At 34.7% G+C, this 12,313-nt stretch carries 11 protein-coding genes; all 11 read right to left on the reverse strand.

The window, feature by feature from the left end:
* Nucleotides 1-48: 48 nt before the first annotated feature.
* Entirely contained in the window at nucleotides 49-2,331 is a 2,283-nt protein-coding gene (locus J4O15_RS00605) for a DEAD/DEAH box helicase (protein WP_208099314.1), read from the reverse strand.
* A complete protein-coding gene (locus J4O15_RS00610) occupies nucleotides 2,328-3,656 on the reverse strand; it encodes an ATP-binding protein (RefSeq protein WP_208099315.1) in 1,329 nt (442 codons plus the stop codon). Before J4O15_RS00610 ends, J4O15_RS00605 begins: the two co-directional genes overlap by 4 nt.
* On the reverse strand, nucleotides 3,649-5,673 hold the full coding sequence (locus J4O15_RS00615) for a TerB N-terminal domain-containing protein (RefSeq protein ID WP_208099316.1): 2,025 nt from the start codon (nucleotides 5,671-5,673) through the stop codon (nucleotides 3,649-3,651). Before J4O15_RS00615 ends, J4O15_RS00610 begins: the two co-directional genes overlap by 8 nt.
* 90 nt (nucleotides 5,674-5,763) lie before the next feature.
* Nucleotides 5,764-6,426 carry a 3'-5' exonuclease gene (locus J4O15_RS00620; RefSeq protein WP_208099317.1) on the reverse strand — a complete coding sequence of 221 codons (663 nt, stop codon included), beginning with the start codon at nucleotides 6,424-6,426 and terminating at the stop codon, nucleotides 5,764-5,766.
* Nucleotides 6,374-6,532, reverse strand: coding sequence for a hypothetical protein (locus J4O15_RS00625; RefSeq protein WP_208099318.1), 159 nt, complete (start codon nucleotides 6,530-6,532; stop codon nucleotides 6,374-6,376). Before J4O15_RS00625 ends, J4O15_RS00620 begins: the two co-directional genes overlap by 53 nt.
* Nucleotides 6,533-6,561: 29 nt before the next feature.
* The gene (locus J4O15_RS00630) at nucleotides 6,562-7,791 is read right to left on the reverse strand and encodes an OmpA family protein (RefSeq protein WP_208099319.1); all 1,230 of its coding nucleotides are present in this window, start codon (nucleotides 7,789-7,791) and stop codon (nucleotides 6,562-6,564) included.
* Nucleotides 7,792-7,950: 159 nt separating this feature from the next.
* Nucleotides 7,951-8,283, reverse strand: coding sequence for a DUF1016 N-terminal domain-containing protein (locus tag J4O15_RS00635; RefSeq protein WP_208099320.1), 333 nt, complete (start codon nucleotides 8,281-8,283; stop codon nucleotides 7,951-7,953).
* Between the two features lie 145 nt (nucleotides 8,284-8,428).
* Nucleotides 8,429-8,743, reverse strand: a complete 315-nt coding sequence (locus J4O15_RS00640; protein ID WP_208099321.1) for a helix-turn-helix domain-containing protein — start codon at nucleotides 8,741-8,743, stop codon at nucleotides 8,429-8,431.
* Nucleotides 8,744-8,965: 222 nt separating this feature from the next.
* Nucleotides 8,966-10,018 (reverse strand): FMN-binding protein, encoded by a 1,053-nt coding sequence (locus J4O15_RS00645; RefSeq protein WP_208099322.1) that lies wholly within the window; start codon nucleotides 10,016-10,018, stop codon nucleotides 8,966-8,968.
* Nucleotides 10,018-11,520: a hemoblobin-interacting domain-containing protein gene (locus tag J4O15_RS00650; protein WP_208099323.1), complete on the reverse strand. Its 1,503-nt coding sequence runs from the start codon at nucleotides 11,518-11,520 to the stop codon at nucleotides 10,018-10,020. The genes J4O15_RS00645 and J4O15_RS00650 overlap by 1 nt, the downstream gene beginning before the upstream one ends.
* Nucleotides 11,521-11,660: 140 nt before the next feature.
* The gene (locus tag J4O15_RS00655) at nucleotides 11,661-12,110 is read right to left on the reverse strand and encodes an 8-oxo-dGTP diphosphatase (protein WP_243761912.1); all 450 of its coding nucleotides are present in this window, start codon (nucleotides 12,108-12,110) and stop codon (nucleotides 11,661-11,663) included.
* Between the last annotated feature and the right edge of the window lie 203 nt (nucleotides 12,111-12,313).

A 12,313-nucleotide genomic window follows, 5' to 3' on the forward strand; every position in this document is an offset into this window, starting at 1 on the left:
TGATATCTTGCTGTAATCGATATTTATTATACATATTTATACCTTTACTTACCACTCTTTTACCCGATTTTTCATACCTTCTATATCAAGAACACCATAGGCAAAACCTTTTTTCACCAGTTCTTCGGGAATAAATTCATCATATTTTTCAAATACAGGTACTTCTTTTTCATACATCAAGGACATAGGATCTATATCTTCCAAAGCCTTTTCTTTTACTGTTTTATAAAACTCTTTTTCACTTACATTCATGGTGAACTGTATAAAATAAGGTCTGCACGGATTTACGCCCCTTAACCCAAGTTCCTTTTCACAATGCAACCTGAGGAAGCGTTCCAATGTCAAAAAAGCAAAGCTTCCAAGCCATGGAAACAATGCCCACATATTCCCACCCAAATGTATTAAAGGCTTATCATATAAATTTGCCTTTTTAAAACATTCTCTTGCCTCTAAAAGTCTTTTTTTTGCGTTGCTCATCAAATATATGTACTCTTTATTTTCACTTAAGACTGTCTTCATCCTCTCAAGAATACGGGTGTGTATATCACCTGCTACATCCCCAAAATATGCCGGAATATTTCCCTTTACCGGACTTACATATACCACTCTTCTTTTATGGTCAACTTCCTCAACCACCCATACTCTGCCTGCAATCGCAATCTTACCTCCATTATCCGGAGGTCTTACAATGGTTCCAAGTTCCTGTGACTCTGTACGCACCGAGTACTCTATATTCTCCACAAAAACCGCATAGAATTTATAATTATTTACTACCCTCTCTCCCGAGATACCTACTATCAGACCGGCGTTTTCTGTTCTGTTTATATGGTCTATATCTATCAAATGTAATAGTAATGCACGAAAATCATCCTGACTTATTCTTTTAAAAGCAGATAATGAAAGTACTCTTGATGCCAGCTCCGCCGCTGTCATTTCTCCGATAGATGCAAGCGTACTCATTGTTTGATGATAGAGTAGACTGTATGGCAATCTGTCAAGCCTTGGCGGCTCTACAAATCTTTCCTCAATATAAATTTGCACCAAAGCTATACCCTGTATCAGATACCATGGTATCATTTCAGGCATCATAGCCCTTGGCTCCGGATGATCCTCTCTCATTACAAACCACATTTCCGAAGGTGCATCTCTCCTCCCCGTTCTTCCAAGTCTTTGTAAAAAACCTGACACCGTAAAGGGTGCATCTATTTGAAATGCCCTTTCAAGTCTGCCTATATCTATTCCAAGTTCCAAAGTGGCGGTGGCACATATTGATATTAAAGAATCATCATCCTTCATCTCCTCTTCCGCACTTTCACGGTATGATGCGGACAGATTACCATGGTGAATAAGAAATCTGTCGGGCTCATGCATTGCCTCGCAATACTGCCTCATATGCTGGCAGACAGCCTCACATTCTTCACGGGAATTTGTAAATACAAGGCATTTTTTCCCCTTTGTATGTTCAAAAATATAGGCAAGTCCCGGATTTGCCCCTCTTGGAGCACTATAATCATTTGACTTTTTTATATTTTCCTCGCCACTCTCTGTAGCCTTTCCTAAATCCGGATAATGCAATTTGTTTTTGTCCTGAAAAGAAATATTATCTTTTATATCTTCACCTGCCTGCGGATCCGTATTAAAAAAATGCTCCATGGAAAGTCTCCATGTTTCCTTTCCTCTGTCAAATTCCGGTATCAAGGTTTTTCTTTTACTTCCACATCCAAGAAAATCTCCCGCCAACTTAGGATTACCTATGGTTGCAGACAGCCCTATTCTTCTGGGATCACAGCCTGCCATTTTACAAAGTCTTTCTATTAAACAAAAAGTCTGTAATCCTCTATCGCCACGAAGCAAAGAGTGAATCTCATCCACCACTATAAATCTTAAATCATAAAATAAAGACATTATCTCCATATGCTTATTTATCATCAATGATTCCAATGATTCAGGGGTTATTTGTAAAATACCCGAAGGCTTTTTTAAAAGTTTTCTTTTTCCTGTCTGTGTAGCATCTCCATGCCATCTTGTAACTTTAATATCCGCCTCTTCACATATATAGTTCAGTCTTAAAAACTGATCATTTATCAGAGCCTTTAATGGCGCAATATATAATACACCTACACTGCTTGAAGGATTTTCATCCAGCAATGTCAGTATAGGGAAAAATGCAGCCTCAGTTTTTCCCGAGGCTGTAGAAGCTGTTAATAAAAGATTTTCATCAGTATTAAATATTACATCCGCTGCCGCATTTTGTACTCCACGAAGCACCTTCCAGCCTGAATTATAAATATACTCTCGAATAAACGGTGCGTATCTTTCATATACATTCATAATGTAAACTCCACAAAATTTTCATCCGGATTATCCGATACCGCTTCCGACTTTGCAAAATCAAAGTCAGGAGATTCCAAAAGTTCTTGTATTTTTAAGTTTGGATTTTGATATATCAAATCCAGCAATTCTATAAAATCTCTTATCACCTCTCTTGGGGTGATATTTTCCATTGCGCCTATCCTTGAATACTCCAAACTTATAAAATCCCCCAACTCTCTGTCGTTAAGAGTTTTACTGTAAGAATAAAGATCCGCATGCATATCTGATAATTTTTCACAAAGTACAAGCATTTCCTCAGGAGTAAGTGCCTCAAGCCTTATTACAGGTGATAATAAATCTCTCATGCCCGGTTTTGAAAACTTCCCTTCCGAAAGTCTGGAGCGAAGCGCCTCATAGCTGTATATTCCCCTTCTCTTATCCTCCAGAGTCTGTGGTGTGGCTCCCATTATAATGCCCAAATATTTTGCCTTGCCTTGTAAGGTATCATTGTACATTGTAAGCATTTTTTCATAATTATATTGCCTGGTTATGGCATTCGGTATCTTATATATATTTACCAGTTCATCAACCATAATCATCATACCGCTATATCCCGCAAGTCTGAAAAACATTGCAAAAAGTTTTAAATACTCATACCAATCCTCATCCGTAATAATTATATTTACACCCAATGCTTCTTTGGCATCTGTTTTTCTTATATATTCCCCTCTAAACCAGCGTATAATTTTCATCTTTGTTTCATCATCCCCTTCAATATGGGCATGATAGTATCTTGATAAAAGTGTACCGAATTCAAAACCGTGAACAAGCTCTGAAAGTCCTCTAAGTACTGAATATATCTCCTTATTTACTTCAATTAAAAGTTCTTTGCTGCCCGGTAAAAATCCTGTTTTATTTATACAATCTGTTTGAATATTATTTATCCATTTATCAAGAAGTAAGGTAATAGCCCCACCCTCAGGCTTTGTTTTAGTGGACAGATTTCCAATAAGTTCTCTATATGTCGCAAGCCCCTGCCCCTTTGTTCCCTGCAATCTTCTCTCCGGAGACAAATCCGCATCAGCAACTATAAATCCTCTGTCCATCACATAATTTCTTATGGTTTGAAGTAAGAAACTTTTTCCGCTTCCGTATTTACCCACAATAAATCTAAATGAAGCACCGCCCTCAGCTACAATGTCTACATCATGAAGCAATGCTTCTATCTCACTTTTTCTTCCAACTGTAATATATGGCAATCCCGTTCTTGGGACCACTCCACCCTTTAGGGAATTTATTAAAGTCTGTGCAATTCGCTTCGGCACTTTTTTTTCATCATTCATAAATATCTCCTATAATGTCCAAAATATCCTCTCTGTAGTCCTCAATCAAGTATATATCATCACCTTCATATTCTAAAATATTATCCCCTATTTTTTCAAAGAAAATTTCATTTATAGTATCTGTAACAATGGAAGCAAATAGATTGTTTGATTTTATAAGCTGTTTATAATCTTTTTCCTCAATGATATGTTTTAAAATCTCCTTATTTATATCAGTATTTTTATTTTGTTTTATAAAACCCATATCCCTGTCTTTATCTGAAATATCTAAAACTTCATATATCTCACCGGTTTTGTCCTCCGATGCTATACCTCTATTGAATAATCCGTTTTTTGTTTCCGACTCATTCTCGCTTTCACTGCCGGCTCTTGATACCTCTGTATTTATAAAAGCTTCTTTTTCTTCATCAATCAAAAGGCTCTCTTTTGTACTCTCTGCATCTATGCGAATTTTTTTCAAAGCTGAAAAATCAATATTTATTTTTGCTCTTTCATTTTTCTTTAATTCCTTTATTGCCTTACCAAATGCATCCTCTATATCTTTTCTTATCCAACTGTCATCCGGTCTTTGCCCAAGATAATACCCAAGTTTAAATTCTTCTCTTATTTTTCTGTCAATCTCATGAAATATGGAATCTATTTTCTTCTTATTGAAATAAGATTTTATATATCCTCTTTCATTCCAACTGCCATCATGATAATGGTATGATCTTACTCCATTTACTATATAATCTCCGTTCTCAGGCTTTTTTTCACTCCAATAAACCGCATTAAAAAGAGGATACCAACTTCTGTTATGTATTCTTCCAAAACAATGTGAAAATATACCCTTCCCTTCAATAGTTACATTTTTTAATATATATCTCCATATAAAAGCAAAGATAAATATGCTTTTATCCCTTTCTTTTTTCAGACTGACAGAATTTAAACTTTTCTTTCCGGCAAAAAAACATAGCGACTCAAATATTTCTTCATCAGAAACTTTTTTATAATTTTTTAAAATATCCAGAGCGCTATCCTGTGCAAAAACATCCTTATCTACATATTCTTTTATCTTGTCTATTGGAAAACCATGCAAGAGTGAATACTCAAAATACCATTTATGCAGATTTCTTTTTATTGTCACATCCAAAATATCATTATCTGAAAGTTTCTCTTCAAAAACCTTTAATTTATTTATGGTATCATAAGTTGAAGAGGCACCTATTCCACAAAGCAATTCATAGATATAAATATATATAAATGATGTACAGGCTTTATTATATATACCCTTTCTAATTTCGCTCCTCCATGTAAAATAGGCTCTCAGCTGTTTTTCATTCAAATCATGATATGTAGTATAATAACCGGAAATCTCCCCAACTTCCCCTTGATAATCATCCTCATAATCCTCCATAAACTTTGCCTGTTTATAGAAATTTCTTGCTTTATAATTCCATGAATAATCATCATATTTATATAATGCCATCATTTCACGGATTTTTTTAGGAACTTCTTCTCTATCTTTAAAAAATTCTCTTCCCTTAGTAAATGTCAGTATTGAATCAGTATATACTTTTTTTTCAGCAGGCTCTAAAAACTCGATATTTTCAGATATTCCACTGCTTTTTTTATCCGTGGCATGAGTTTCGGCAAATGAGAGCTTACTTTTAGTATCATCAAGTATAATAATATTTTCCGCCGGATTTTCCTGTAAAATTGCCTTATCAAAAATATCAAAGACATAGTCACTTTCCGTATCTTTATTAAAGCATATACCTATCCAGTTACTCCCATGCATACGCAAAGGCTCGACTATATATGATTTCATTCTGTCATAAAGGCTTGCATCATATTTTAGGTCACAGTGTTCCATCCACATCCCACTGTCTGAGTCCCACTGCCTTATAATAAGTGCTATCATTTTACCGGTCAAAGGATGGCAAAGTCTTGACATTATAGAAGAACTGTCCCATCTGTTCATTTCTTTTATATTATGTTTTTCTTCTATATAGTCCAAGATTTCCTTTAATTCCATTATTACCATCCTTTATTTTAAAACTCGGCGTTACAAGTAAATCTAATTTTACATTAAACCTTTCTCTATGATTTTAATTATATAATATTCCTATGTCAAAGCAAATGCCGATAAATCAAATAAACTTCCCAGAGATGTTCCGAAATCTGTCGGAGTCATGGCTTCTTCTATTTTTTTCAGTGTCATATCAAACATTTCTCTATCCCTGAATATATGAAACAGCTTGGCAGTATTTCTTGCATCATCCAGTGCACTATGTTCTCTTCCAAGAAAGTCTATTCCTGCCATATCAAGTGCCAACTTTAAAGAAATCTGTCTTTCAAAGCCTAATTCCGTATCAAATTCCTCCTGAAAATCATTCCACTCATTTAAATAAACCATTGATTCTTCCGGTCTGATATCATATCTTTTTAATCTTATCTCTTTTGCAATTTGTTTATAATCGTTTTTACTCCATGTATATATCCTTATATCATCATCTGCGGCAAGACACCAATCGGAAAACTTCTTTAAAGCTTCATTAAACTTCGGAGCATTTACCACCATATTGTTTGTGATACCTGTTAATCTGCTTATATTCTTCTCTATTTTACTATTATATTCAGGTTTTACATAGGTTTTAAATGATGATATCTCCTGATAATTTTCATCCAGTATTACAGCACCTATTTCAATAGTTTCCATAGTACAGCCAAAAATTCTATGTTTCTTTTCTATACCGTTCATTTCCAAGTCCACAACAATATGCTTCATAACAACCTCCAAAAGTATTTTTATCTTCTAAGCGTATTTTACAAAAACTACTGTCCGATAAAAATACCTTCAAAGTTCTTGATTCACCATTCAATAAAAAAAGCATATGACCGTAGCCATATACTCTTTCTATATTTATAATACCGGAATAATTATTTCCACACGGCGGTTTTGCTGCTTACCCTCAGGAGTATCATTACTTGCTACAGGTCTGCTTTCACCATAACCGTTTGTAGTAATATTTGCCGTAACACCTACCGATACCAAATATTCCTTTACTGAATTTGCACGGTTCTCTGAAAGAGTCTGATTATAAGCATCATCAGCATCCGAGTCTGTATGCCCGTCTATTTCAAATGCACTTATATTTGCTTCCTTTAAAACCTTTGCAAGATTATTCAATGTTTCCTTTGATTCATTTCTAAGGTCATATTTATCCACATCAAATAACACTCCTGCATCCATAGTAATCATAATACTGTTTGCCTCTATAGCAGGTACAGCCGGAACGGAGTTTAGTAATGGTAATTTATATGTAAAATCCAACGGATCCGCTTTTACCTCTTTTTCATCATCATCTATTTTGATAACTGCCTTTCCCTGACCGTCATTTTCTATTACAAGTCCTGTAGCACTGTTCTCATAGCTTCCCGAACCGTCACTTTTTATTTCAATGACCAAATCTCCTGCTTTATATATTACCTCTTCTTCATCTACTGCTATACTCAAATCATTTTGGCTGTTTTTATACATACCGGTACCATTTGCATCTACATGCAAATTAATACCGTAGCGGTCATCCTTATATTGTCCGGAACCGTCCGCATCCACCTGCAGAATAACTCCCTTATTGGAGTCTAAATATTGCCCGGAACCGTCCGCATCTATTTGTATTGTAATACCTTTTTCACTGTCATTATATTGTCCGGAGCCGTCTCCCTCAGTTTGAACAGTCTGATTACCGTCACTATATTGTCCTGCTCCGTTCTCCTCCAACTTCGCTATGCCGGAGCCTCTTATAATCTGATCACTTTCAACTTTTACCGGTGTTATTGTAACTCCGGGGATTGATGAAAGACTTTTCGTACTGTCCATAGTAATCTTGGCATCGGCATTTTCATCTATACCGAAAGCCGGCAAAACTACAACAGGAATCTCAGGTATCTCTCCAAGTTTATATCCCGTAACCATAAACTTGCTTTCACTTAATTTATCATCTTTCCCTGTAGTTTCTTTACTACTCTCTTCCATAGAAGTTTCCACCACAGCAATGCTGCTCTCACTATTTTCCGCCGGTATATTCTTATCCGCCTTACCACATCCGGTTGCCAAGATACCAATAGCTAAAACTGCAACATAAATCATAGATTTTTTTCATAGATAGTCCTCCATCATAATTCTATTTTTCTTCTAAACTTTAAAGATATGTGAATATTATTATCATCGCGCAAACAAAATCTCACAATATTATAATTTTACAATTTTTTACAACTAAAATGAACTTAAAATTCTTATATACAATCTTTAACATATTTTAAATTTTCCACTTTTCAAGTGGAAAATCTCCGGATACATCTTATAAAAAGAATAAAAATTGTATAAATTTGTTTTGGTGTATCCCCTTCCATACTGTGCGTTTAAGTCTTTAGATAATTTCTTAATTACTTCTGCACCATATTCAGCTCTTGACTCACCCTTCAGTTCTTCATCAGCTATTCTCTTACCGAGAAGCCAATTTCTGTGAACAAGCGTTAAATCAACCGCAGAGTATGCTACTTTCTGAGCGGTTTCAATAATATTACAGGCATCTTCAAAAACACTATCTGTTTTTACATATTTTAATATTTTATTTGTCATAAATCACTCCATCTTGTGCCACCAACAGTAATATGCAAAAAATATCCCGACAAGTTCACAAAGCCAAAATGCTTTGATTTGTCAGGATATCTCTATTTTTTTGCTTTAGGGTTTCAATTCCTTATTTAATGACAACCCCTTTTACCTATGCAATATCAGTTAACTTAGACAAAAAATCTAACAGTAATTTCAAATTCTTACTATTCAATTTTTTTATTTTTTCCATTATTCTCTTTTCAAGCACCTTATTTCTGGATTTTAAGCATTTTTCCAAATCTTCTTCAATTAACTCATCCAATGACACTTCAAACACAGCACTTATCTTTTGTAAAATATCCCAACTCACATTTGAATTGGCTCTCTCATATTTACATATTGTTTGCTGTTTAACACCGATAACTTCACCTAATTCCCTTTGTGTCATACCTTTAGACTGCCTCAATTTACGTATACTATCCATGGTCACTCCTCCCGTCGTTATATATGTCTTGTGGGCTACTTTTTGAATAACTTATGTAAAGTATACTATAATGTATATATTATCACAACATAAAAAAGAAATTAAATATTAAATATTATATTAATGAGTTAATTATATCATAAGATTTGGAGGTGATTTCGTAATATTTTTAACCTTTTTCTTACAATAAAATTATAAGAAATATATAATTACAAACTTTTTTTATTCTCCTTTTGCACTCTCCAGAGCATTTCCTACTGCTTTAATTATTCCTTTTGAACTATGTGTGGCACCGCTTATAGAATCAACTTCCAAGGATTGTTTTTCAATAATTTCAGGAATTACATCTTTTGCATCTATAAGATACTCGTCATCATCTCCTGTTTCTACTATATTTATCTCAGTAATCTCTCCACCGGCTATAGTTACCGAAACAGTCATCTTACCGCTATATCCGGTAGCACTTCCCTCATATGTACCATCTTTATAAGAGGCATCCTCCAAAACAGGAGCAACTTCCTCTTCTATATGATTTCTTGACGCTTTTATACCGAAAACAGCTAAAACCGCATAAATTGCACAAACAGCTAAAATACATACTATACTTACAACTCTTTGCTTTTCATATTTTTTCGCCCTGAAAACAAGATAAACTATATATATAACAGCATAAACGGTTAAATCAAACAGAGTTTCCAAATATCCGTTTAATATTGATACGCTAAATATCATGGCTATATGCACAAACAACAAACCGTAAAATACATAGGAAAGCTTTTGTAATGATTTCCACTTTTTTGGATTCATCTTCCTTCTGACAGTCATAAATGATGTGATTGTCAACGGTATTAAAAGTAATATCATTACAAGTGAAAATATCGCCGCAAGTATTTTTTGTGTATTAAGTTCAGATATATTTGTAAATAATTTTACAAAAAAGTACTGTCCATATACTATATTATGAATAAGTGTAAATAAGGCTGCAATTATAGCCATCTCTCCTCTTGTACGAAGCAGCAAGCCCCTAAGCTTTGCCGCCGGGCATACAGATGCCACCATTACAAGGATAAAGAGGGCACCCGCCAGGGTGCCTCTAGCTAGTATATTATTTACAAGATATTCAATTATAAATGGCAGTCCTTTATCAGGTGCGATAATAGATAGAATACTTATTATAATTGTTCCTATGTAAAAAAATGTTGCATGTTTTTTAATAGGCTTTTCCAAAAGTGCAAAAAAAGCCAATACCACAATCAGACATGCGACAAGTCTCATTATTTTGTCACCTCAATTGTTAAATCAGGATATCCGTCAGCACTGAGTACAATTGTATATGTTCCAGCCTCTGCAAATACAGGCTCATCTTTACCGTCTGAACTGTATTTTGCATCAAGATTTATACTTCCGTCCTCATTAAACGCAACTTTTCCGAACTTTCTTCCCTTACCGCCCTTATACTCTTTATCATTTACTTTTGCGGATGAAGTAGCATTTAAGTAATCCTTAACTGTAAGTCCTGCTTCATTCTCATCCAATGTAAGAGTATTATTCTCAAAGTGGAACTGTTCCGCATTCAAATTTGAATTTATAACAGCTGAGAAATTCAAGTCGGCATATTTATCATTTGTAAAGATAAACTGATACTTACCCGGCACCAATTCCTTCGGCAAAACCAAAGTACCGTTTTCTTCCTTAACATTTGCTATATCCACATCCTTCTTTCTTGATACAATTCTTCCGATATTGTACTTGCTGTCATCTGATGTGATTTCAAATTTTATCTGTGAACCGTCCTTGCTGTAATTAGCACTCTCATCACCCTTAACACTGTAGTTTTCAGGTGCTAAAAGCTTACAGAACAAGTCTGTATCTATCTCTATATCATCAGCATCCTTAAGCAAATATGTTATCTTAGAAATAGTCTGACCCGGTAAATCCTGATAGCGGATATATGATACTGCATTTCCATGATTCTCTGTAAACGGTGCTGCTGCAAATGCAAGTTCCGCAGGTGAAAGCCAGATATTTTCCAAATGCTCCATACCGTACTTCTTTCCTTCTTTTGTTTCAAAAACAACACCTTGAACATTTCCAACCTCAAGTTCAAGATCCTTTACATCTATTTGATAATTTCCGTAGTTTGAAGTAGTGGTAATAGTTGATTTCAAATCATTTTTAACGGTATTTCCCACCGTCTTTGAAATTGTACCGTCAGAATTAAGTACCTTGTACTCTGCCGGAACTTTATCGGTAGTTTCTGTTATTTCTGCTACAAATGTAAGAAGCGGGTTGGTTGATTCCTTCTTTTCCTCTATTGCCTTTTTTGCATCCTCATAAAGTGACTTTGAAATTGCAACATTTACTTCCTTAACACCTGAAATAGTTGAACCGTCACCTACAACTTCCGATATTGCTGTTGTAAATTTCTCCACCTTCTTATTTGTTACAGAGCTTACAGCATCATAATTTCCATCATCTCTTATCGCTGCCGCAGGATCGGCTGCATCAAGCTTTGCTGTCAGTTTCTCAGGATCAGCTTCAGGCTCTATATTATTTATTTCACCATAATAATAATCTGCATATGGAACATTTATCTTTGCATAAACATAGTTTTCATTTCCTATATCAGATTTAGCTTCCTTGCTTTCCTCTGATGAGCTCTCACTCTGTACTGAACTGCTCTCTGCCGACATGGATTTATCAGCTGCTTTACCACAACCTGTTATCACTAAAGCCAGTGCTGCAGGTGCTAATATAGATAGATATCTTCTTTTCATAGGTCCTCCATAAATATACAATAAATATAGTTGGTTATCATACTCAAATTTTGTTAGTATATCCTAACTCAATTACAGAGTATTACATAAAACGATTATATTGTCAATTATTTTTTAATTAAAAATTGGGATAAGAAAACTTATCCCAATAATTTACCCTTATATTTTCCATCTTTTATCTTAAAAAAGAATTCACTATACCTGTCAGAATCAAATATCTCCATCAGTTCCTTCATATTCCAAATAAGATTGGCATTATTCAGTTCAGCCCTTTCAAGCCAAAAGACTTTGCCTTCCTCTGAGGATTTTAATTCTCCGCTGAATTTATCCGTTTTATACAAAAGCACCATATATCTGCTTCCGTCTTCCTGTATCCAATCTTTAAAACCACATGCTATCGGATTTTTTATAGTAAGCCCGGTTTCCTCTTTCATCTCTCTTATTACAGATTCCAGTAATGACTCACCCTCTTCCACATGCCCTCCGGGAAATACCAATCCCTTTGTACCCGTTTTTTCCTGTACCAACACCTTATCTCCGTTGCAAATCAGGCACAAATTGGTCAATTCTATTTCTGACTTTCTACTCAATTTTTCTCCAATATTTCAATTCTGCTTTTTTCCCGATAATGCTACTATACTTTTGCTTTTTATAGCCAGCTATTTGCTATATATAGTGATATAAAATCGTAATTTTATCCTCTGTTTACAAAATATTTGTAACATCCGATTAATTTTTTGCTTTAAGTACGCAAAGCATTTACCGAGAATCTAATTCTAACATCCTATAGTAT

The organism is Lachnoanaerobaculum sp. Marseille-Q4761, from assembly GCF_017565785.1.
Classification (GTDB): domain Bacteria; phylum Bacillota; class Clostridia; order Lachnospirales; family Lachnospiraceae; genus Lachnoanaerobaculum.

What these genes read in the sequence shown, in the direction of transcription:
- J4O15_RS00605 (WP_208099314.1), bottom strand. Translation starts at nt 2,331, where the DNA reads ATGAATGTATATGAAAGATACGCACCGTTTATTCGAGAGTATATTTAT.
- J4O15_RS00610 (WP_208099315.1), bottom strand. Translation starts at nt 3,656, where the DNA reads ATGAATGATGAAAAAAAAGTGCCGAAGCGAATTGCACAGACTTTAATA.
- J4O15_RS00615 (WP_208099316.1), bottom strand. Translation starts at nt 5,673, where the DNA reads ATGGAATTAAAGGAAATCTTGGACTATATAGAAGAAAAACATAATATA.
- J4O15_RS00620 (WP_208099317.1), bottom strand. Translation starts at nt 6,426, where the DNA reads ATGAAGCATATTGTTGTGGACTTGGAAATGAACGGTATAGAAAAGAAA.
- J4O15_RS00625 (WP_208099318.1), bottom strand. Translation starts at nt 6,532, where the DNA reads ATGCTTTTTTTATTGAATGGTGAATCAAGAACTTTGAAGGTATTTTTA.
- J4O15_RS00630 (WP_208099319.1), bottom strand. Translation starts at nt 7,791, where the DNA reads ATGATTTATGTTGCAGTTTTAGCTATTGGTATCTTGGCAACCGGATGT.
- J4O15_RS00635 (WP_208099320.1), bottom strand. Translation starts at nt 8,283, where the DNA reads ATGACAAATAAAATATTAAAATATGTAAAAACAGATAGTGTTTTTGAA.
- J4O15_RS00640 (WP_208099321.1), bottom strand. Translation starts at nt 8,743, where the DNA reads ATGGATAGTATACGTAAATTGAGGCAGTCTAAAGGTATGACACAAAGG.
- J4O15_RS00645 (WP_208099322.1), bottom strand. Translation starts at nt 10,018, where the DNA reads ATGAGACTTGTCGCATGTCTGATTGTGGTATTGGCTTTTTTTGCACTT.
- J4O15_RS00650 (WP_208099323.1), bottom strand. Translation starts at nt 11,520, where the DNA reads ATGAAAAGAAGATATCTATCTATATTAGCACCTGCAGCACTGGCTTTA.